The sequence below is a fragment of the Paenibacillus sp. FSL H8-0260 genome (assembly GCF_045040625.1).
Taxonomy (GTDB): Bacteria; Bacillota; Bacilli; order Paenibacillales; family Paenibacillaceae; genus Paenibacillus_AQ; species Paenibacillus_AQ odorifer.
This window is the reverse complement of record NZ_CP150298.1, coordinates 2,165,096-2,187,156: the sequence shown is the minus strand read 5'-3', so window position 1 is coordinate 2,187,156 and position 22,061 is coordinate 2,165,096. Positions and strand designations below refer to the sequence as shown.

24 protein-coding genes are annotated in these 22,061 nt (G+C 42.8%); 8 read left to right on the top strand and 16 right to left on the bottom strand.

Features of this window, described 5'->3' with window-relative positions:
• The first annotated feature begins 163 nt into the window (after positions 1-163).
• Together MHI51_RS09545 and MHI51_RS09540 are read left to right on the top strand one after the other, a co-directional pair.
• Positions 164-1,054 (top strand): carbohydrate ABC transporter permease, encoded by an 891-nt coding sequence (locus MHI51_RS09545; protein WP_036684044.1) that lies wholly within the window; start codon positions 164-166, stop codon positions 1,052-1,054.
• Positions 1,054-1,887 (top strand): carbohydrate ABC transporter permease, encoded by an 834-nt coding sequence (locus MHI51_RS09540; RefSeq protein WP_036684045.1) that lies wholly within the window; start codon positions 1,054-1,056, stop codon positions 1,885-1,887. The genes MHI51_RS09545 and MHI51_RS09540 overlap by 1 nt, the downstream gene beginning before the upstream one ends.
• 641 nt (positions 1,888-2,528) lie before the next feature.
• Here MHI51_RS09540 and MHI51_RS09535 read toward each other — a convergent pair.
• From MHI51_RS09535 to MHI51_RS09515, 5 genes are all read right to left on the bottom strand, one after another.
• A complete protein-coding gene (locus tag MHI51_RS09535) occupies positions 2,529-3,581 on the bottom strand; it encodes a CapA family protein (protein ID WP_256719067.1) in 1,053 nt (350 codons plus the stop codon).
• A gap of 84 nt (positions 3,582-3,665) precedes the next feature.
• Positions 3,666-4,325, bottom strand: a complete 660-nt coding sequence (locus tag MHI51_RS09530; RefSeq protein WP_405173815.1) for a class I SAM-dependent methyltransferase — start codon at positions 4,323-4,325, stop codon at positions 3,666-3,668.
• A gap of 152 nt (positions 4,326-4,477) precedes the next feature.
• Positions 4,478-5,500, bottom strand: a complete 1,023-nt coding sequence (locus MHI51_RS09525; RefSeq protein WP_076219055.1) for an SDR family oxidoreductase — start codon at positions 5,498-5,500, stop codon at positions 4,478-4,480.
• A gap of 35 nt (positions 5,501-5,535) precedes the next feature.
• Entirely contained in the window at positions 5,536-6,384 is an 849-nt protein-coding gene (locus tag MHI51_RS09520; protein ID WP_076191106.1) for an NAD(P)-dependent oxidoreductase, read from the bottom strand.
• A gap of 31 nt (positions 6,385-6,415) precedes the next feature.
• The gene (locus MHI51_RS09515) at positions 6,416-7,348 is read right to left on the bottom strand and encodes an aldo/keto reductase family protein (protein ID WP_038569620.1); all 933 of its coding nucleotides are present in this window, start codon (positions 7,346-7,348) and stop codon (positions 6,416-6,418) included.
• A 174-nt stretch (positions 7,349-7,522) separates the two neighbouring features.
• On the opposite strand from MHI51_RS09515, the gene MHI51_RS09510 reads away from it, so the two are divergent.
• Positions 7,523-7,867: a helix-turn-helix domain-containing protein gene (locus MHI51_RS09510; protein ID WP_036684053.1), complete on the top strand. Its 345-nt coding sequence runs from the start codon at positions 7,523-7,525 to the stop codon at positions 7,865-7,867.
• Positions 7,868-8,595: 728 nt separating this feature from the next.
• On the opposite strand, the gene MHI51_RS09505 is transcribed toward MHI51_RS09510, so the two are convergent.
• The 9 genes from MHI51_RS09505 to MHI51_RS09465 form a co-directional block, all read right to left on the bottom strand.
• Positions 8,596-9,597 carry an anti sigma factor C-terminal domain-containing protein gene (locus tag MHI51_RS09505; RefSeq protein ID WP_405173814.1) on the bottom strand — a complete coding sequence of 334 codons (1,002 nt, stop codon included), beginning with the start codon at positions 9,595-9,597 and terminating at the stop codon, positions 8,596-8,598.
• Complete coding sequence (locus MHI51_RS09500) at positions 9,594-10,085, bottom strand: RNA polymerase sigma factor (protein WP_036684055.1); 492 nt, start codon at positions 10,083-10,085, stop codon at positions 9,594-9,596. Before MHI51_RS09500 ends, MHI51_RS09505 begins: the two co-directional genes overlap by 4 nt.
• Before the next feature lie 143 nt (positions 10,086-10,228).
• A complete protein-coding gene (locus tag MHI51_RS09495; RefSeq protein WP_342410597.1) occupies positions 10,229-11,452 on the bottom strand; it encodes an S-layer homology domain-containing protein in 1,224 nt (407 codons plus the stop codon).
• Between the two features lie 190 nt (positions 11,453-11,642).
• The gene (locus MHI51_RS09490) at positions 11,643-12,779 is read right to left on the bottom strand and encodes a hypothetical protein (RefSeq protein ID WP_405173813.1); all 1,137 of its coding nucleotides are present in this window, start codon (positions 12,777-12,779) and stop codon (positions 11,643-11,645) included.
• 5 nt (positions 12,780-12,784) lie between these two features.
• Positions 12,785-13,648 carry an ABC transporter ATP-binding protein gene (locus MHI51_RS09485; protein WP_076187118.1) on the bottom strand — a complete coding sequence of 288 codons (864 nt, stop codon included), beginning with the start codon at positions 13,646-13,648 and terminating at the stop codon, positions 12,785-12,787.
• Positions 13,638-14,462, bottom strand: coding sequence for a hypothetical protein (locus tag MHI51_RS09480; protein ID WP_076219051.1), 825 nt, complete (start codon positions 14,460-14,462; stop codon positions 13,638-13,640). The genes MHI51_RS09485 and MHI51_RS09480 overlap by 11 nt, the downstream gene beginning before the upstream one ends.
• Positions 14,459-14,989 (bottom strand): RNA polymerase sigma factor, encoded by a 531-nt coding sequence (locus MHI51_RS09475; protein WP_076219050.1) that lies wholly within the window; start codon positions 14,987-14,989, stop codon positions 14,459-14,461. The genes MHI51_RS09480 and MHI51_RS09475 overlap by 4 nt, the downstream gene beginning before the upstream one ends.
• 778 nt (positions 14,990-15,767) lie before the next feature.
• Positions 15,768-15,926, bottom strand: a complete 159-nt coding sequence (locus MHI51_RS09470; protein WP_256721863.1) for an RNA polymerase sigma factor — start codon at positions 15,924-15,926, stop codon at positions 15,768-15,770.
• Positions 15,862-16,173, bottom strand: a complete 312-nt coding sequence (locus MHI51_RS09465) for an RNA polymerase sigma factor (RefSeq protein ID WP_405173812.1) — start codon at positions 16,171-16,173, stop codon at positions 15,862-15,864. Before MHI51_RS09465 ends, MHI51_RS09470 begins: the two co-directional genes overlap by 65 nt.
• Positions 16,174-16,344: 171 nt before the next feature.
• Here MHI51_RS09465 and MHI51_RS09460 point away from each other — a divergent pair, with 171 nt between their 5' ends.
• From MHI51_RS09460 to MHI51_RS09450, 3 genes are all read left to right on the top strand, one after another.
• Positions 16,345-17,385, top strand: coding sequence for an ROK family protein (locus tag MHI51_RS09460; protein ID WP_256719068.1), 1,041 nt, complete (start codon positions 16,345-16,347; stop codon positions 17,383-17,385).
• Between the two features lie 37 nt (positions 17,386-17,422).
• Positions 17,423-18,040, top strand: a complete 618-nt coding sequence (locus tag MHI51_RS09455) for a sugar O-acetyltransferase (protein WP_076277527.1) — start codon at positions 17,423-17,425, stop codon at positions 18,038-18,040.
• Between the two features lie 66 nt (positions 18,041-18,106).
• A complete protein-coding gene (locus MHI51_RS09450; protein ID WP_076104606.1) occupies positions 18,107-19,306 on the top strand; it encodes a sugar MFS transporter in 1,200 nt (399 codons plus the stop codon).
• 316 nt (positions 19,307-19,622) lie between these two features.
• Here the strand turns inward: MHI51_RS09450 and MHI51_RS09445 are convergent, their stop codons facing one another.
• Positions 19,623-20,375 carry an HAD-IIB family hydrolase gene (locus tag MHI51_RS09445; RefSeq protein ID WP_076277529.1) on the bottom strand — a complete coding sequence of 251 codons (753 nt, stop codon included), beginning with the start codon at positions 20,373-20,375 and terminating at the stop codon, positions 19,623-19,625.
• Between the two features lie 80 nt (positions 20,376-20,455).
• Here MHI51_RS09445 and MHI51_RS09440 point away from each other — a divergent pair, with 80 nt between their 5' ends.
• On the top strand, positions 20,456-21,145 hold the full coding sequence (locus MHI51_RS09440; RefSeq protein ID WP_405173811.1) for a Crp/Fnr family transcriptional regulator: 690 nt from the start codon (positions 20,456-20,458) through the stop codon (positions 21,143-21,145).
• A gap of 16 nt (positions 21,146-21,161) precedes the next feature.
• Here MHI51_RS09440 and MHI51_RS09435 read toward each other — a convergent pair whose 3' ends face one another.
• Positions 21,162-21,500 (bottom strand): hypothetical protein, encoded by a 339-nt coding sequence (locus tag MHI51_RS09435; protein ID WP_076187103.1) that lies wholly within the window; start codon positions 21,498-21,500, stop codon positions 21,162-21,164.
• A gap of 218 nt (positions 21,501-21,718) precedes the next feature.
• On the opposite strand from MHI51_RS09435, the gene MHI51_RS09430 reads away from it, so the two are divergent.
• Entirely contained in the window at positions 21,719-22,054 is a 336-nt protein-coding gene (locus MHI51_RS09430; RefSeq protein WP_076124810.1) for a potassium channel family protein, read from the top strand.
• The last annotated feature ends 7 nt before the right edge of the window (positions 22,055-22,061 follow it).

Below are 22,061 nucleotides of genomic sequence, written 5' to 3'. Positions count from 1 at the left end.
TTATAAATATTTCAGTTCACCTTTTTACCCCTAACTGTACTCTTAAATCCATTTTTGAGTATAGGGTACTGCTCTATAATACACAATATAGACTAACCGGAATGGTTATGTGTGGCAAGCCTAGTCGATATTACCACCCAACAAATCAAGAAGAGGTGCATCCATGTTAAAATCACTCGGCAAAAGATGGCGCGAGAAAACAGAATTCGGATTATTCACTCTCCCAGTCCTCATCTGTATCGCTGTAGCATTCTACATTCCGTTTGCCATGACTATCCGCTATTCGATGACCAAATGGAACGGAATTTCGAAACACCCTAAGTTTGTCGGACTTGATAATTTCAAACAAATCTTTATGGGCGACACCAACTTCGCCAATTCAGCCTGGTTCACCATAAAGTATGCGATTCTGTACATCGTTCTCGTTAACGTGCTGGCCATTCTGCTCGCACTGGTTCTGGACATGAAGCTGAAGAGCACCCCTTGGCTGAGAGCCGCTTTCTTTATTCCTTATATCCTCAGTCTTGTCATTGTCGGTTTTATCTGGAAATTTATCTTTATGCAAGGTTTCAACTCACTCGGAGAAAGTACAGGCTGGTCCATATTTGGTCTAAGCTGGCTAGGGACGCCGGGACTTGCTTTCGTCTCCATACTGGCCGTCTCCATCTGGCAGTCGATTGGTTTTTATCTGGTCATTTATATTGCCGGTCTGCAATCTGTACCTGAGGATCTCAAAGAAGCAGCCACAGTTGACGGCGCTGGTCCCATGAGAAAATTCTTCAGTATTACACTGCCGCTGCTCGCTCCATCCATTACGATTTCTGTGTTCATGGCACTGACCAATTCGATCAAGGTGTTCGATGTCATCCTGTCATTAACCGGGGGCGGACCTGGCGGAACTACCTACAGTATCGCTTACGATATCTACCGGGATACCTTCCAGAACAATCTGTATGGATACGGTACAGCGAAAGCGCTTATCCTGTTCCTGGCCGTCTTGGTGGTAACCATTCTCCAGTTAGCATTCTTCAAACGAAGAGAGGTTGAGGCATAATGAATACAAACCGCAAAGCAGGCCGAATTATTCTAGAGGTTGTTATGGTCATCCTCTCTCTTCTGTTTCTATATCCGCTATTTCTGACGATTATCAACTCGTTAAAAAGCTTTAGCGAAGTCATGACGGATGTCATCGCCCTGCCGAAACATCTGGTATTCGGCAACTATTCCTACGTGTGGAAGTTTATCAACTATCCGAAGCTGTTCCTGAACAACTTTGTCATTACCGGTGTAGGTCTTCTGGGTATTGTGTTCATTTCATCCATAGCAGCCTACAAGCTGGCACGGACGAAATCCAGACTGAGCGGGGTGATTTATTTCCTCTGCATTATGCCGATGCTGATTCCGTTCCAATCGATCATGCTGACCGTTCTGCAAACCGCTAAAACCTTAAATCTCTCTGAGAGTACTTGGGGACTTGGGTTGTTATATTGGGGTTTCGGTGCTCCACTCGCCGTGTTTATCTACCATGGATTCGTCAAGGGTATTCCGGTTGAAATTGATGAGAGTGCCACGATTGATGGAGCATCCGGCTTCCGCCTGTTCTTCAGTGTCATCTTCCCACTGCTGAAATCGGTCACAACAACCATTGTCATTATCGACGTAATGTGGATCTGGAATGACTTCCTGCTCCCGCTGCTCATGGTCAACGGCTCCCCAGATACCAAAACGCTGACACTGGCTGCCTACACCTTCGTGGGCCAATATACCTCAGATTGGCAATATGCGATGACAGCTATGGTCATGGCGGTGCTGCCATCGATCGTGGTATTCATCTTCTTGCAAAAGTACATCGTTAAGGGTGTTGTTGCGGGGGCGGTGAAGGGCTGATTATCTGATTCCAAACCTAGCTTCTGCATAAAAAAGGGGAGATCCATATGGATCTCCCCCTTTTTGCAAACCCAATACTCTACATACTGCTGCAGTCAGCTTTTGATGCAGACGTTCCAATACTTTGCACACTGCTGCAGTCAGCTTTTGATGCAGACGTTCCAATACTCTGCATACTGCTGCATTCTGCTTTTGATGCAGACGTTCCAATACTAACTAGTAGTTTAACTGTATTTTGTACAACTATAACTCTGTAACTCGCTCGGCTGATGGATATAGCTGTATTTCGTGCAACTATTCTGTTGATATATTGCCCTCTAGGTCGATTCTCTAGTTTTTAGTTGCATAGAATACACTTAAAAGCAAAATGGTCCGTTTTACATATAAAATAAGTGTATAGAATACAGTTATTTCACAAACACAACGGTGGTACTCCATAGTCACTCCATAGGTATTCCATACGCCACATCATACTCCATAGTCACTCCATAGGTATTCCATAGGTATTCTATACGCCACATCATACGTACTCCATACATACTCCATACGTGCTCCATAGGTACTCCACAGTTACTCCACACATTTCGCATTCAAACGAGATCGAGCGCGATCCGTGAATAGCTAATCAGAGTTTGTATTTATTAAAGCTGCTTTTCCGTGACCCTGCCGTTAGCATCTATGTTGGCATTAAAAGATAGGGTGTTCAGGAGCTTAATCGTCTTCCTATTGTAGGAATCATCCATAAAATTGGGCTGTCCGCCAATGATTTTGACAGGGGTAATCTTGCTGGTCATCTTGGAGTCCTTAATCTCAACGTTCAATAGCATAGAATTAAGTGTTTTTTCCCCACCACGTGTGGAGCGATTAAACACAAAATTCCCAAGTGAATAATAAATGGGCTTGTGCTTATAGTATTCGATGCCCATAAGGCAGTGACTGTGTGCGCCAAGGATTAAATCCGCCCCGCTATCAATCATCTGTTTAGCTAGTGTGCGAGCGTACTTTTCAGGGAAATCCTTAAACTCTTCATTCCAGTGAATATATACGATCGTGAAATCATTCTCCTTGGACATCTTCTGAATGGCGCTAAGCATAGGCTGCGAGGTGTAAGCTGAAGCGGCTCCCGGTTTGTTTTTGCCGGCATACCATGAAGGATTTGAAAGCACACGGCTAACACCAAGGATGGCGATCTTTTTCCCTTTTACCGTCTTAGTATAAGGCTTGAACGCTTCATCTTCATCTTTGCCAGCGCCTGTATGGCCAATCTTGTTTCGATCCAAATGGATCAGCGTGTCGAGCATAGCGTCTTTTCCATAATCCAAAATATGATTATTCGCCAAGGACACTCCATCAATCCCTGCATAGGTTAAGCCGCCCAACGTTGCTGGTTTGGATCTGAAGGCAAAGGTTTTCTCTGCCGCTTTCCCTCGGATAGACACAGGCGTCTCCAGATTGGCGAAGGCGATGTCAGCCTTTTGCAGCGTAGGTGCGACCTTTACAAACGGAAAGTTCACCCCATATTTAGCAATCTGATCGCCAACAAAACCGTCCAAAAGGATATCACCCGCAAAAGCAAGCTTTATAGGATCTGAAGATAGTGAAGCTGCACTGGAAGCAGATGTCACAGGAACTATTAGTGATAACATAAGTGTAATGAGTGCTATTCTACGCAAAACCTTCGATCCTAATCTCAAAAAATACAGCCTCCTCTCATCTTTTGTTAGCTATGATCCTAGCATACTGGAAAGAGGTTACTAAATTAAGAGTAGAAAGACCTGTTATTCCTTTGCTTTTTTTAGAACGGCTCTAAAACAATTTAATCCACCCCACGCATCCGTATGCACAGCATCCGCAGGCAATTCAAAATCTGTCTCCCCCCAATACTGAAATCCAGTTTGCAGCAGCAGGTCATTCATAAGACTCAGATTTACCGTTGGATAATCAAATGTCAATACCAATAATCCTTCTTCGTTCAACGTCCGGTGAAATTCCCGTAAAGTACCGACCGTATCCTCAAAGCTCAAATGCTCCAATACCGATATGCAAAAAACAGTGTCAAAGCTTTCATCCTCATAAGGCAGATCCGTCAGATTAGCTTGAGCGAAATGCAGATTGTTTGTTCTTCTAGCGATAACCTGCTTCGCCGCTTTTTCCCCAACCTCATTCTCAATACATTCTTGGATAGCTTTTGGGTAAATAACCCTACTGTCCATATCGCAGGCATAGACCTCTGCACAAACCCCTGCCAAATAAAACTTCAAGGGATGAGGAATCCCACAGGCTGCATCCAGCACAACACCATGCGGAGAAATAAAGTTAATACACCACTCATATTCAAAGGGACGGCTCCACCATGATTCCGGCAGATCATAAATTAACTTCTCACGACGTGCATCTGAATTTACGAAAAAACGCGAGACAAAGGGATGGGTTGGCATGGCCAGGACTCCTTTTTCAACGGAATTTTAGGTAGTGAGAGTATATTCATGATTTGCTGATTCATTCCATAACCTTACATTGAACGAGACAAACCTAAAAAAACGGCTGCTCCCTTAGGAACAGACCGTCTTTAAATATAACTGTATATACCTTATGCGTAGAATGAAAGAGGTTTGGCCTCAATTCCATGTCTCTCGATCAACTTATCAAGTAACGCAGACCATTCCGCATCGACCGTACATTGCTCAGGATGAGCCTCGAACCAAGCAACCGACTGCTTGATCCCTTCGCAGAAAGGCACAGTAGCCTGGAAGTCAGGCACGAAACGTTTGATTTTGCTATTATCAAAAACACTGCTTACCGCTTGATCACCGACCAAACCATCCGCTGTCCCTGGAGGGGAAAAGGCTGTGATAAAGTCTGTGGAGATATGCACCACTTTAGCTTCCACACCTGCCGCTTGTCCGATGGCCGCGTAAATCTGATTCCAATTTAATACCTCGTCGGAAGTTATATGAAAGGCCTCGCCTATCGCTTCCGGATGTCCAAGCAACCCAACGAAACCTTTGGCAAAATCCGAATTATGTGTCAGTGTCCACAAAGAGGTTCCATCTCCATGTATAACTAAAGGTAAGCCGCGGCGGATACGATCGATCAGTGACCAAGGATGCTGGCCACTTGTGAGTGCCGCAGGGATGGCTGTATTTCCATAGGTATGGGAAGGACGAACAATCGTAACCGGGAATCCGTTCGCCTTGTAAGCTTCCATCAACAGCTGCTCACACGCAATTTTATTCCTCGAATACTCCCAATAAGGATTCTCCAGCGGTGTCTCTTCTGTGATTACATAATTACGCTGCGGTTTCTGATAAGCAGAGGCTGAGCTGATAAAAATGTACTGCTTCGTTTTACCTGTGAACAGGTCAATGTCTGCCTGCACATGTTCCGGTGTAAAAGCAATCCAGTCTACCACTACATCAAATTCGTAATCTCGTAATACTAATGCGGCTTCTGCCGGATTACGAATGTCTCCTTTAATTACTTTTGCACCTTCTGGAACGAATTCATCCCGCTGTCCTCTGTTGAACAAATACAGCTCGATTCCTTGATCTACAGCCAACGGGGATACAGCCTGACTAATTAATCCCGTACCTCCGATAAATAAGACCTTCATTTTGCACGCTCCTTATAGTGAATCCGGCTCGTTATTTACTGGTTAACATAATCTCGCCATACGTGCTTCGGCTGCCAATTTAGCAGCTTTTTGGCCTTCTCATTACTGAGTAGCGACTCGTGACCCTCCAGCGGCTGGCGGAAATCCGTCACCTCTGGATAACGTGCGGCCATTAGCTCTCTGCTAGGAACAGCCATGCTGGTCTCATCTGCACATATATTAAGAGCAACCGCTTCCAATCCATCCGTTTCGATTGCCAATTGGCAAGCTGTTGCTACATCCCGTGTATCAATATAACTCCATAGAATACGATCGCGCTGCGCCGGATCATGAATGAAGGAAGGGAAACGTTCATACGCCGATGGATCAATAACATTTCCGATTCTTAGGGAAACGACCTGTATACCCTTTCTGCGATAGAACATCTCAGCGGTTTGCTCATTCACAACCTTAGACAGACCGTAGCTGTCTTCAGGTAACTGTGGATGCTCCTCATCCATAGGCACATACTTCGGCCCCAAAGGATTAACCGCAAAACAGATTCCGTAAGAGGATTCACTGGAAGCAATCACTGCTTTCCGAATCCCGAGACCCGCTGCAGCCTCCAAAATGTTATAGGTAGATACTACATTATTTTGAAAGGTAACCTCACTTGTCTTTATATTTGCAGCTGGGATTGCAGCCAAATGTACAACTGCATCAGCGCCTGCGAGCACACCATATACTTCACCCAAATTATTCAAATCAGCAATCATCGTTTGGCACAAAGAATCTGCGGATTTTTGCGTATCTACATTCACAACCTCATACCCTTGCTCTACAAAATGCCGGACCACCCATCTGCCCAACATTCCACTGCCGCCTGTAACAACTACTTTCGCCATGAGTATGTCTCCTTTTTTATGAAGCTAACAACTACTCCAGAATCTCCTCAATCTGCTTCAAAATCTCTTCCGAAAGCTCAATACCTGAAGCCTTAACATTCTCTTCGACCTGCTGCGGACGGCTGGCACCCACCAGCGCACTAGCTACATTAGGTTGACGCAAAATCCAAGCCAAAGCCAAATTCCCAACAGAAATATTCAGTTCCGTGGCGATCCCACTCAATTGGCGGACTTTTTCAATCTTTTCTTCTGTAATCGAATCTTTTAATCGATCCAGCTTAGCAGCACGGCTATCCTCAGGGATGTCCGTGTTATACTTTCCAGTTAACAGCCCTTGAGCCAGTGGAGAAAATACCACCTGTCCAATCCCACGGCGCTCGCCGAGCGGAATAATCTCTTTCTCAATATAACGGTTAAACATATTATAAATCGGCTGATTAACAACAATATGATCTAGCAAATAGCGGTCTGCTACAGCTAACGCATCGGTCATTTGCGCCGCCGTCCACTCACTAACACCGACATAATATACCTTGCCTTGCCGAACCAGATCATCTAGCGCACGTAAGGTCTCTTCAATTGGAGTTTCCGGATCAAAACGGTGGCAATACATAATATCCACGTATTCTACTCCGAGACGTTTCAAGCTAGCATGACACTGTTCCGTGATATGTTTGCGGGATAGTCCACGGTCGTTAGGTCCCGAGCCCATTTCCCCGTATACTTTAGTAGCTAATACATAGGACTCACGAGAGTAGTTACGTAAAGTCTCACCTAGTACTTTCTCGGCAGCACCTTTTTCATAAACATTCGCAGTATCAAAAAAATTCACGCCTAAGTCGTAAGCGGTTTCAATGGCATTAACAGCATTATCTCTTTCCACATAGCCTCCGTATGTCAGCCAGCTTCCCAAACTAATCTCACTAACTTTTAAACCGGTTCCACCTAATCTGCGATATTTCATAATAACTGCTCCTCTCCATAGTTCCGTGTTTGATTTTGGCAGGTTGCTTAGCACTCATATTCATTCTAGAATAGTTTGTATATAATAGAAAGAAGTGAAAATTAGTTTATTATATGATCTCTAGTGTAGTTACTATACTAGAGTATAGTAGCTTCACAAACAGGAGGAGATACCTTGAAGACAGCTAAATCTACTAATAATTATATCCCCAAAACCCCTGTTACTATTGAATGTAATGTTGAAAAAACACTTGAAGTATTAGGTGGAAAATGGGCCTTTCTTGTCCTCAGAGAGCTATTCGACGGCACGCAGCGTTTTGGGGCACTGCAACGAAAAATCACTAATGTTTCTCCCCGCGCACTAACCACTACGTTGCGCCATCTGGAGGAGCATGGTGTGCTTGAACGTCACGTATTTCCGACTGTTCCTGTTACGGTAGAATATTCGCTTACTCCCAAAGGTGAGGATTTACATCAAATTTTGAAGGAAATGAAGCTTTGGTCCGCGAAATGGACTTAGCTTGAGCAGGTTGTGAACTGATTAAAAAGAAGCTGTCCAAAAAGTAGAGAATTCTACTTATAGGGCGGCTTTTTTTTAAAAAAATTGGCTATACAATGGATGGATTCTTACTTAACCCATGGGATATGTGCGGTGTGCGGTGTGCGGTGTGCGGTGTGCGGTGTGCGGTGTGCGGTGTGCGGTGTGCGGTGTGCGGTGTGCGGTGTGCGGTGTGCGGTGTGCGGTGTGCGGTGTGCGCTTTAGTGTAATTGGGGAAATACTCCCTAAAAATAGCCGAAATTCGCTAAAAAAGAGCATAATGAGGGAATTTCTCCCTAAAAATCGAGGTGATTCCTTTATTTTTCACCAAATCAGGTAAATTACAGGGAGGTTTTCCCTAATTATAAGTTAGATGACCAAATATCTAAGAATTATAGGGAGAAATCCCCTAATTATAGAGTCGGAAGCGTATTTGGACATCTGAAAACAATCGAAGATACCAGCGATTTCTGCGATTTCTGCGTCACGTCATAGACAAATTGCCGCTTAAGGTCAGCAGGCTTTGCCTTGCCTTCAATCTACTACTGAAGCAGATCGCGGATAATCAAAAACGCAGAGCAGCGAAGATCCAATAGGAGGATGAATCGCTGCTCTTTCCCTTGCATTTTTGAAAATGAAGGAGAGATCGTCTCTTTTCGTAGAAAATCCACATATAGAATAACCCCTCCAGCATTTTTTACTATATTGATCTAATATTTATCCACAATCGCGCCGAGAACTGCCGTATTTACATAGGGTTTTCCTTTGAGGCTTTGCAGCTCTTTCGCAGTTCCAGTAACGACAACTCCCAATAGCTGTACATCACTGGCGTCCGGCGCCGCTTTATCCTTTTTCAAGTAATTCGAGATTCGCTCAAACTCTCCGTAATGCTTGCCCTTCATCTGAAGCCCATAGGTTAAGGATTGTAAAAAATCCTCTGGTTTCGGCTTAAATAACCCTTCCCATTCCCCACCGTAGCCATATACTTGTCTAGCAGATTCCGGTAAGGCATATTTATTCGGGCTGCTGTCATTCCTAATAAACTCAAGGTTCTTTTTATTGTCATACGTATCTACCCAATACCAAGTCTGTGACAAACCCGCCGGCAGCATCTTCTCTACCTCTGCCTGAGTGTAGCTTTTATCAAAAGAAACAGCCATTTCTACGAGCTTGCCAGGTTCCATATGTTCGAGTGAAGGCAGGTCATTTAGCACTTTTTCGTTATAATTCACTCCAGGCACATAAAACATCATTTCCCGCTGACCATTTTGACTGTTATATCCTCGGTAGTATTCATAATTTTGCTGTGTCATTACCGGGTCAGGAACATTTATACTAGAGTATCCCCTATTAAGCAGAGAAAACCGGCTGCCCATATCGAAATACAGTTTTTTAGTATCCCATACGATGGGCACACCCTCAACAACTTTGTAAGTGCTCAGTTCAACTTTACCCGATAGAAACCCTAAATCAAGCTCAGTTCTCAACTCCTGAAGGTTAGGACTGCTAATCTTCATCATGATCCTCTCTTCATCCAAACCACGCATCGCCAACCAGCTTGTCAGATGGGCGTTACCCAGCATCCCGCCGAATAATACTATAACCGTCACCACTAGAGAAATGATTGTGTTTCGAATCATTGTTTTTCGTTTTGCCTTCTTAATTACTATTGAAAGGTTCTGATCATCCTTTTGTTCCCATGGAGCTGTCATTCCGCTTCACCTCTATACTTTTTTTGAAATTGCTTGCGGGCACGAAACAATGCCGATTTCACTGTATCTGTCGTAATTCCCAGAAGCTCAGCTATCTCCTGATAGGACAGCTCCAGCTCATACTTCATAATAATGAGTTGTTTATGGAGCGGTAGAAGCTCATCCAACACTCTTTCGATGTCTTCCCGTTTCTCTTTTAACAGCACATGATCCTCTGGCAATTCCATATCCGGCACATCTACATAGTCAATAGGAATGACTATCCGCTTGCGGCGGCGGCACAGATCATAGTAGCGATTGATCGCTACTTTATATAACCATGCACTGAATTTGTTCTCATCAATGGAATCAATATACAAAAGAGCCTTATAAACCGTATCCTGTACGATATCTTCAGCGTCGGCTGCAGGTGCCCCGAGACGAATCAAGTATTTTTGAATTTCTAACATTTTAGGTTGAAGTATCTGATGTAGCTGCCCGGGCTTCATCCTGCACCTCCCTTCGTATGTATAACGATAAAGTTCTCGGAATGTTAGCTTATGAGGTGAAAAAAATTATAAAACAAAAGACGGCTGCCTCAGAAAGACATGCCGTCACATTTTAAAGAATGAATAAGGTTCCAGTACAATTCCTATATATCCGTAGGATTCATTGCCTGCTGAGCTGTAGATATGAGTATGGTTTGAACTTTCAGAGATTGTTTGTCAATAATGAAGCCTATATAGAACCCACCCTCCATATTATCCATTTCAAAAGGTGACAATCGGGGCTCATACACTCCACCCTTGTTCTCAAACCAGTAACTCATTATAATCCCGTATTCGTTATCCACTGCAACGTATGTACCGTATGCCTTTAGCACATCTTCCAATGTACTTATCCCAGGTCGAATATTGTTCAATGTACCTATATGGATTGGATCAATGCGCTCATTATCTTTGTCTATTTTCCAAGCGTTCAGCCGACCTTCGGTATCATAATGTACAGATACTTCTTTATACATTTCATTATTGAATACATCTTGACCTGTTGAATCCCCGTAATGTTCCCCTACTAACATTCTTGAACTCCCAAAATCAATAAAAAGATTACGTCCACTATCCGCTATTCCGAAATCACGATCGGTAACCGGAACCGCTATAAAATCCTTCAAACCTGTACCCTGTTCCGGTAATGACGGTAAGTGACTCCGATCCGATCGTCCTTCTGGACGAGAATTCACAGTATATATTCCCTTAAGCTTGAGCATTCTCATCCATTGTATAGCCTCTGCTCTTGTAAGCGGGAGATTTCCTCTGAAACCTACTAAAGTTGGCTCTCCGGGAAGTGGAAGTAGAGAGTTACCCAGCAAATAAACCACGGAATCCGTGTCGTTGTAATTCATCCCTAGACCTGATGCAACTAACCTTGCGGCGGCCATTCTGGTGATTGGAGCCGATCTTGCCACTGGATATTGTAGTCCAGTAACTGGATGATTCCACCACTTAGCCATTCTATACGGTGCTGCTGTCCATTCTTCGCCTATGCTAGTAGCCTTTGGATAGCCGAAAGAAAGATAAAATAATTTCAAAAATTCCGCTTCCGTAATCGGCTGATCCGGTCGAAAGCTCCCATCATCATAACCAACCATCAATTGGTTGTCCAACGCCCAACGCACCCAAGGCTCGGACCAGTGACCTTGAATGTCAGTGAACAGTGAAGATCCCGGATCCTCCTCAACGTCCTCGTCCACTTCTTCATATGTCTCTGTATTCTCGTACGTTGTCGTGTCAGCATGAACTCTATAACTTACGTTGCCGCATGTCACAATTGTCCCTGAGATAAGACCTAGTACCAATAGCTTCATTATCTTCATTTTAATAATCCCTTTCGTTCTTATCGGTAAGGGGTTCCTGCTCTCTTTGCCAGGTTTATCGTGATTCCCCTTTGTCTTAACTATCGGGTGAAATGTCTAATTCGTAAATATACTGCTCTCCTTTTTCACAAGAAGAACAAAAAAAGATCGCCCCACTTCATAGCGGGAACGATCTGGACGTATCTACTACTTAGACCTTTAATCGACGTTCGAAAGCTTTGGGGATAAGCATTATAGCAAGTATACCTATGATTATCACCGAAAGGATTGACAAGGGTAGATGTAATATAGGGATGCCAAAAATGTTATAGGATACATATTTTTCGATTAAGGATCTGCTGACCATTACACCTGACGGCAAAAAAGAGATTATTTTGCCCAACATTCCAGGCAAAGAGAAAAGGGGAAGAATAACTACGAATGCTGCCAGTCCAAGACTGCTTAAGCTACTCCGACACAAAGCGGATATCAGCGCCGTCAATAACAATAGACCACATGCAGCCAGCAAGGTTACAGCATATTTCAGGGCAAATCCCTGCAGCTGGGTTAAGGCATATGGAGTCTCATCAAAATAAAAGTAACTATTCAGCGGGGCATTCCAGCCCACGAAGCCGAACGGTAAACAGGCCAGCAATGTGCAAATCCCGTAAAAAAGAGTAACCCAGACAAACGTAACTATAAATCCAGCTAATAGTTTTGCCGCAACAATCTTCAACCTTCCGTATTTACTAGATAGAATAAGTGCATCCATTCTATAGTTTTCCTCGCCGGAGAACAAGGAGGCCAGTGCAAATACTAGAATAAGACCGATCAAAAGATCCCCGACGCCAGGCGAGCTCGAAAAAAATATATGTAATAAGTCCCAGTCCTCAGTTACATAAAACCCCCGTGGTTTTCCCTCCTCCAGCATGGAGAGCTTTTTAGTAACATCTCTTAGCGCATAAGATCCTGGTTCTTGCCTCTCCATTAAAACCTTCTGCTCTCTCAGCTCTGTTAAATTTCTGTTGAATTGATCTACCATATAAGCTGTACCAGCATAGTGTTGCTCCAGAATTCGTTTCATCTTCTCCTCTTTGGGCCAAGCGCTGTCTTCAGCATATTCTTCTTTGAGTCTAGGTGCGTATTTCAAAGCTAAATCTGGTTGAATCGGTCCTAGATGAGCGGCGATAGCTTCAGGCTTTTCCTTGTTTACAACCAATAGACTATCCGTACCGGATGGGTAGAAACTAACAAAACAAAAAATGGCTAATGCAATACTTCCAGCTATAGAAATCCAGACTCTGGGAATCATAATTTTACGTAATTCAAACATCACCAGACGTTTCATGTGTGTCATCCCCTCCGAAAATAATGCATATATACATCTTCTAATGAAGGATTCACCATCAGTGCATTCTCAACTGGCAAAGTCTTGCTGACTACCCGAACCACTAGTCCAGTATCTGTCTGCTGCACATTCACTACAGTTCCATTCTCTTCGATTTGAGCCAGCAACCGCCCGGGGACATGTGCCTCCCAAACCTCTCCTTGCAATTCATTGGTCAACTCCTTAATTGTTCCTTGACGAAGTAACTCTCCTCGCCCCATCAGTAGCACCTGTTTAGCTATATGATCAACATCAGAAACGATATGAGTAGACAAAATAACGATGCGCTCATTTGATATTTCAGAAATTAAATTTCGAAATCTTACGCGTTCCGAGGGGTCAAGTCCTGCTGTGGGCTCATCCAGAATGAGGATGCCCGGATTATTAAGCAATGCTTGAGCGATACCGAGTCTACGTTTCATCCCGCCGGAATACTTACCACATTTTTTATCCATTTCTCCGGATAGATTAACCATTTGAGCAAGAACCTCTATACGATCACTCGCCTCCTTCTTGGTCAACCCCTTTAGGGCAGCAACATAATACAAGAAATCGCGAGCTGAAAAATGATTGTACATCCCCAGTTCCTGCGGTAAATAACCTATCTGAGCCCGGTACTGATCCCCCATATCATCCTTGTTTTGTCCATCTAAAAGTACATTTCCACGAGTCGGATACAGAATATCTGCAACAATACGCATCAATGTCGTTTTTCCTGTTCCGTTAGGTCCTAGAAGACCATACACACCAGGTGACATAGAAAGGTTGATCGTATTTAAAATTCGCTTTTTGCCGAAATCATGTACAATATTACATAGTTTAAGCTCCAATCAGAAACCCTCCCCTGCTCAATATTCTGGATTGAAACCTCATGGCTAGGCTAAATACCACTGCCGACAGAACGCCCAGTCCCATTAACCAAAATAACTCGACCGACATCGTCCATCTCACTGCAAATTCTCCGGAAAATAAAATCATCCAAAAGAGAGGCAACATGAAGAGTACGGTCGTTAATTGTCTAAAATTACGTATCAGCGTGGATAATACTAACGCTACCGCCGCATTGTTTAGGATCGGGATGCACCATAGCAGGGTCATACGCAGCATAAACTCCGTTCCCCCTACCGGGGTTACCATAGCAGTTACACTAACGTTAATCAGTAGTGAGATCACCCCTGCCATAAGGAACCGAGCTTGCACATACCGATGCAACGGGATTCTAAAACTACGTGCGAGTTCTCCCATTCCACAGAGCGTATTCCGAGCCGTATGAGAGACGACCACCAGTAAAGGAATACAACCCACGATGGACAGAATGAACATAGGGCTAACAATCTTCATAACACTCAGCACCAAATATCCTACTACAAACAAGATCACACCAAGCACAACCTCTTTCCACCATCCCTGTGAAAAAAGAATCCTCAGCTGTTGCCGTGCAAATAGAGGAACGGGTGGTACTGGCGCAGGTAAAGCACGCTTGGATTTTCTCCACCTGCTCATGGCTTCTTCTGCAAAACCGTCAAGGCGTGGCGGTTCAGGAATGCACCTGATATAATTCACGATCTCCTCTACAGACTCTGCTGTCATCTCATCCTGTAAATTCAGATTGAGGTAATCTTGATGGTTACGTTTAACCCTCATTTTCCTGCTCCTTTCTTTAGGGGTTGGGATATGTCCTCTTGCTTGGAATACCTTAGTAAATCACGTAATTTAATCAGCGATCGGCTTACCCTTGACTTCACAGTAGATTCAGGTTCATCAGTTACGGCAGCTATTTCTGTAAACGTAAATTCATATTTATACCTTAACAAGAGCGCATCCCTCTGTTCCTCTGGCAGTGAGTAAATCGCGGCGTATACCTGCTTAACCTCTTCACGAAGTAATATTCCTTCAAGAAAATCTCCTTCGACTGTGATTTCATCAGATAAGCTTTGATTCAACTCTGCTTGCCGAGCACCTTTGCTGCGAAAATAGTCAATGCAGACATTTCGCGCGATCGCCATCAACCAAGCTCGGAAACTCCCCTGTTTATTTTGATAGCTGTCAAGCTTGGCCCATGCTTTTTCATACACTGTCTGTGCAAGATCCCAGGCCAATTCGTCATTATGTATTTTCCATCTGATGAATCGATAAATATCACTATAGGTATGCCGAATTAATAATTCCACCGCTGCCTCATTGCCCTGCTGCGCTTCTGTGACCCATTTGTCCTCCCCGATTTAATTCCCCTCCAATCTACCAATCTACCAATCTACCAATCTACTAAATATAACGAAATCGCCTACAAAGTAGACGCATCACATTAAAAAGACCAACCAGAAGGTTCTGGCTGGCCGAATATTGATTAGATTATGTACCCGGTTCAAATTATGAGTGAACATTTTTAGCTTGTATCTTAGTGAATTATATAACATTGATTCTATTAATTTCCATAGTGTACATCCATTACAATTGGTCTTTTTGTGAAAATCTTCGTAAATGGTGGATTATTGTTCGATGAAACAAATGATGCTGTCTATTCTTTTAATAGTTTCTAGCCCGACATTTAAAAGGGTCACAACAGCCTCAAATACATGGCAAATGTGACCCTCTTATAATAAAAACTATAATTCACCGATTAAATAAGAAAACTGAAAGCCATTCATCGTTTCGAAATCCCAGCCCGCGGAATTTAATGTTTGAAAAGTAGGAATAACAAGATTATAAATTTGCTCTGAAGTCGAATTTTCAATGAACTCATCAGGCATTTGTTTTACTTCGTATCCCGCAATCCCTTGACACAGCCATTTAGGAGCAAGTGAATTAAGGTCACCGATTAACCACATTGTAAACAAGTGCAGCGTGGATTTAAGAATAGTTTCATAGTATGCTCTGGTCCTGGATTCAAAGGAGAAACAATTTTCAATTTTATTCCCTCAAAAGTGCCCATGAACCAATTAGGAGCGTCTACTTCACCAACAGCTCTTTAAGTTCACTTCTTAATCTCTCTAATGCTCGGTACAATCGTTTCTTAACCGCACTTTCTCGCATTCCAACAATCTTAGAGATCTCTAACAAGGTGCAGTCTACAAAAAAGCGCAATGAAATAAAAGCCCCGATATTCATTTTTCACAATATTCTGTGCGATTTTGAAGATCCAAGTGAATAAGCTCGAATTCCCTTTAAATGTTTGGATTTTTTCCATGGCCTTTAAGAAAACCTGCTGCGTTAAGTCTTCCGTGCTACCCGAGTTTACTTTCAACGAAAGATATTTATGGATTCTTTCGCGATATTGATTATAAGTGATTTCAAAGCTTTGCTTGTCTCCCTGTTCATCCGGATAACCAGTGGATTTGTCATGAGCTCCAGACATTGTAAGAACCTCCTCTTGACCTTACATTTAATTAGACACCGCAGGTTGATTGAAAGCCACATGTCCGTTCAAAAAAATCCATTATAAAAAACTGTCGATTGCTAGACAATTATATAGAGCCAAGTTATAGTATTGATAATACTTTTAATAACCATTTTCAAAAGTCTAGAGGTGAATAAAATAAACCAAATCGCAAACAATTCTATTCGTGTGAAAAAGATAAATCAGGAGCTTATCAAGCAAGCCTTGAAATCGATGAAGGAAGGAACCAAATCCACGATTGCAAGTGCCACCGGATTAAGTATTGCTACCTGCGGAAATATCCTGAATGAGCTTCTGGAGACTGGTGAAGTCATTGAGACTGAACTGGAGGCTTCAAATGGAGGCCGACCGGCCAGACGATTTATCTATAACGCTGATTTTTCCTATATTGCATGTATCTATGCCAAAATTGAAGATGGCCAGAAATCCATAACCTATGCGGTGACCAATTCAGTTGGTGATCGTGTGGATCATGGATGGATGGAATTAGAGTACGTAGATGCTGCAGCCATCGACCATCTGCTGGATACGCTTATCCAACAATATAACAATATCAAGGCAGTAGGGATTGGGATTCCCGGCCTTGCTCACCAAGGTGTCATTAATATCTGTGACATTAAAGAGTTAATGAATGCTCCCTTAGAATCACTGCTCAGAGAAAAATACGAGCTTGAAGTCACGATTGAAAATGATATGAATCTGACCGTTTACGGGTTCTATAAACAGCAGGATTATGAAGAGGATAAAACCATTGTCGTAGTGACCTTTATCAAAGGTGCTTTTCCAGGCGCCGGGATGATGATCGACGGGCATATCCACAAAGGTAATACCAGATTTGCTGGTGAAGTCTCTTTTTTACCGTTTGGAATCTCGCGTGAACAGCAATTGAGTAGCTTGGACCACACGGATACCTTCATCCCTTTGGCGGCTCACACTATATCGTCCCTGATTGCAATTATTAATCCAGAGACCATAGCTCTCACAGGAGAACAAGTCAAACAAGAGAATGTGCGGCCGATTTATCAACGTTGTCTGGAAGTGATTCCAGAGGAGCATATGCCTCACTTAATTGTGCTGGATCAACCTGATGATCATTACATGAACGGATTAATTGCGATCACACTGGAAAGCTTAACCTACTCGTTGCAGCTGGTTGAGAAGCGCCGGTAAAACATAAAACTAACATACACTTCAGGAGGAACTACGAATGGCAACAAACAAAGAAAACATGATTGCAGGAAAGCTATATATGGCAGGCGGTGAAGAATTAGCAAAGGATAACAAAAGATCCAGAATGCTCACTCGTTTATTTAACAATACGACGGAAGAACAAGGTGAATATAGAGTAGAACTACTCAAGCAATTATTTGAGTCTACAGGAAAGTCATTATATGTTGAACCTCCTTTCCGTTGTGATTACGGCAGTAATATTACCGTTGGCAATAACTTCTACGCTAATTTTGACTGCATTATCCTTGATGTAGCTAAAGTAACGATTGGTAACAATGTTCTCTTTGGACCTAGAGTAGGCGTATATACTGCCGGTCACCCCATAGATGCGGATGTGCGTATTAGTATGCTTGAATTCGGTACACCGATTACCATTGGAAACAATGTGTGGGTTGGTGGAAACGCAGTAATCAATCCTGGGGTAAAAATCGGCAACAATGTAATCATCGGTGCAGGTTCAGTCGTGACTAAGGATATCCCTGACAATGTAATTGCGGTGGGGAACCCATGCAAGGTATTAAGAGCAATCACCGACGAAGATAAGCAACACTGGGAAAAACTTAAAGAAGAGTATTACAGAGACATTGAGCAATAAAGTAACCCGTTCTGGGAGGATCTCAATTTGAAAAAGCGCTTCGGGGGATTTAACAAGATTTACGCCATGCAATTGGCAACCATCTTTTTAGGATTTATAGTGTTTGGCATATCGGAAAATATTAAGGGACCTGCCATTCCGCGAATCCAATTCGACTTTAATCTGGACGAGAAACAGCTCGGCACCCTTTTATCCCTAAATGCATTAGGTTATTTGATCGCCTGCTCCTTTACAGCTGTATTGGTTCGGAAGTGGGGGATCAAGGCTGTCAGTATCATTGCTTTTGCATCCATGATATTCTCAGGAGTGTTAATCTATATCTCCCACAGCTACCCCTTTTTCTCAGCTTCTTATTTCCTGATGTACATCGGAAACGGAATGCTGGAGATTGGTCTTGCCATTTTGGGAGCACGCATCTTCGTAAAAAATACCGGGACGATGATGAACTTATCCCATTTTTTCTACGGATTTAGTTCAACCTTAGCTCCACTGCTGGCAACAGGACTCATGTCGGTAAGTATATTTGGCCATCCACTCGACTGGCGCGGAATGTATCTGATTATGCTAAGCTTATCTTTACTGCCTATTCTATCTGCCTTGCGCAGTACATTTCCGGGTGACGATCTTCCGCAAGAGGACCGGATCCCATTAAAAACACTGGTCCGCGATCCCGCTTTATGGCTGATGGTGCTTATTCTTTCTTTCGGTGTAGTGTCAGAGCTTGCAGTAGGTGGATGGCTAGTGAATTTTTTGGAAAAAGCATACTTGTGGGATACAGTTACAGCTTCTGGTATGTTGTCCACCTTTTTTCTCTGCTTCTCGCTAGCAAGGCTCCTGCTGGGGCCGGTTACAGATAAGATTGGTTTCAATCTATCGCTTATCATTTTTTCAGCCTTCTCTGCCTTATGTACGTTTGCTGCTATTTTGGGTGGGGAACAGCTCGCGTTTCTATTCGCAGCAGCAGGCATAGGTATCGCTATGATTTATCCGACCGTCATGGCGTTTATCGCAAAAAGGTATCCGCATGGCAGTGACACTGCCATCACCTTTACAGTTACACTAATGGGAGTCGGTAGCGTGATTGGCAACTATGCCATAGGTGCAGTAATCGAAGGTGTAAAGAGGCTTTACGGAGCAGAAACACAAACTGGCTTGCTACGTGGTCTTCAAGCTGGGTATGGTTTTATCGGTTTGTGTGCAGCTATATGCGCGATATCCGGTTGTGTTTTATATCGTTATTTAAATCGCCGCCAAGAACTTATCTAGAATAGTTATCGCACTTATTTCTGCTCATCCATGCAAAAAACCTGCTGATTTTATGGCAGGTTTTTTGTTGCAAATAGCGACCAACCTCCTACCATCGGACTCAAATGTCCTTATTGGCTTCGAAATAGACAGAAATGAGGTTATTCGGACCCCATAGTCGTTATTGAGTTGTTTTTGTGCAAAAACCGCTGTCTTCTGACCAGATAACGCCTCCTGAGTCCGAACACTCCGCCTAATGAAGCTAAATCCCGAAATAGCGACTATACAGTCCGCAACAATGACCTCTGAGCTGGTGATCACCATCCCATCCCATCAATTATCGCAGACCTCCCACCAGCTCCATTATTTTTCTAACAATCTGCTCTTCACCGCTACTAACCTTTTCCGTTGCAACTTCTCCCAAAGATATATGATCGCCAACACAAACCGAATGTGCGGAATGTCTAAACATTTCTATATCATTAGCATCGTTACCAAAAGCAATAAATTGCTGCGGTTCTATGCCTAACCTCTTTAGTCCTGTCCATTTGTTCACACCTTGTGGACTTATATCCATAATATCTTCTTGTCCATGCTGGTAGATCACAATCGGCAGATTTTGCAGCTTATGTATAAGTTGTTCCCCGTTCAGACTGCTCAAAATAACTACCTTCACAATCTCATCCAGCTCCGACGGAGTTACATTTTTGGCGCGTTGTTCTGGATCTACATTTCTCCGGATGGGATGGTCTGCAGAACCCGAATATGCATAGTCCCAATGACTATCAATCAAATAAGTTGCATCAAATTCTTCAATCAAATTCAGGAGGTTGTCCGCAGTCTGTGGGTCAAAATGTATCGTCGAAATAACCTCCCCACCCTTTGCAATAAACGCGCCATTCCCGCCAACCATAGAAAAATGATGCATATGAGCAGGCAACACAGGCAATAAATCACGAATAGGCCGGGCTGACGCAAAAATAACCTCATGTCCTTTTTCAATTAGAGAATCCAAGGCTTGTACAATAAATTTACTCAAAGGTTTGCCGCTAAAACAAATCGTCCCATCTAAATCAAAAATAAATTTCATCGTTTATATCCTCCCTTTTTTCTCTATAATAACGAGTTCAGATATAATGGAAAGGACCGATGTCCAAAAAGGAGTAAACGATGAAATCTATTCACGATCCAAATCTGATATCACATTACATTACACAATTTAATCTAGACCAAGTATTCACAACGTCAACACATGCTTTAATCCAGTTACTTGTCTATGAGCAGAATGAAATCATTTTGCGTGAGGGGGATGAGCTGGACGGAATTTATTTTCAAGTGGAGGGGCGTACCAAGGTTTCTTCTAGTGTGGGGACGGGAAAATCCTTGTTATTACGTTTCTGCTCACCCTTGTCATTATTCGGGGATATTGAATACGTGCAGGAAGTTGTGATCCAATCCCAAGTTGAAGCGGTACAACAAACCAGCCTCTTATTTATCCCGAAACAAAAGGTTGAGTCTGACCTAATGGATAACCACAGGTTTAAAGACTTGTTGCTGAAACATCTCTCCTACAAGCTTCTAACCTGCACATCCGCATCCCGAACGAACTTGCTGGGCTCTGTAGAAGAAAGGTTTGCAAGTTATTTATTGACCATTCAACTCCAACGTGAGTTTGGAAAAGAAATTCAGACACCCTATATACCAGATATAGCCTCTTTGATTGGGACTACTCCCCGCCATTTAAACCGTGTCATTCAGCGGCTCACCGACATGGGAATTTTATATAAGGTTAAGCAAGAAATTGTTGTACTCGACTGGGAGCGTCTGGATGAATTATCTAACGGAATAAGATTTGAATAGCCTAAAAACCCCTCATTTAATTGAGGATAAAATGATCGATGTCATCATAACGGATATCGATCTTTTCTCCGTTTCTTTTGACAAGATTTATATACAGAGGAGCTGCATCAACACTTCCGCCACCCACCAGCACATGGTAGTTTTCATTAATTTCATATTTACGGATGTACAAACCTGAACCAACGTCTTCAAAGGGATGACCTTCAAAATCCTTCCACGACAACGCCTCGCCTTGCTGAGCTAGATCTCGTATTTCATCCATGGATAATATCGCAGCTTTTTTATCATTACATCCTGAAAGTATAATCGTCAAAGCAAACAATAACAGCATTATCAAGTTACGCTTACTTTTCATTCTTAAACCTCCAAACTCTATAATTTGTTATTTATAGGAAAATATAAGGTAATAATAACATAGCTTAGACTAGCTTTGAATGGAGTGTGACCAGTTTCAGCTCTGAATGCTAGAAATTTAAGTTCCCCACAACCTCCTCAGTTTCTTCCTGCAAATCTATTTTAAATTTGACGTTAATTTGTTATGTATGCTCTAATATAAATGAAGGGTGGAGCTGCATGTTATCATTTTTACTAACTTTAAAACGTTTATTCTCGGGCTTATGGAAAGCGCTCAAACGTAAAAATTTCCAAGCATTATTCTTATTAGTTTTGATGACGTTGTTGTCTGGAACCATTTTTTATGTCAAACAGGAAGGTTTGTCTGTTCTGGATGCTATTTATTTCTGCGTTGCAACGCTTAGTACATTAGGTCATCCAACGTTCGTTCCTCAGACAGCACTAGGAAAAATATTTACGATTGTTTACATTATTGCAGGCACAGGGTTGTTCTTGGGAATGATCGGGTATATCGCTTATGAACTGATCAAACAAACCGATAAAGATAACAATTAAATAATGA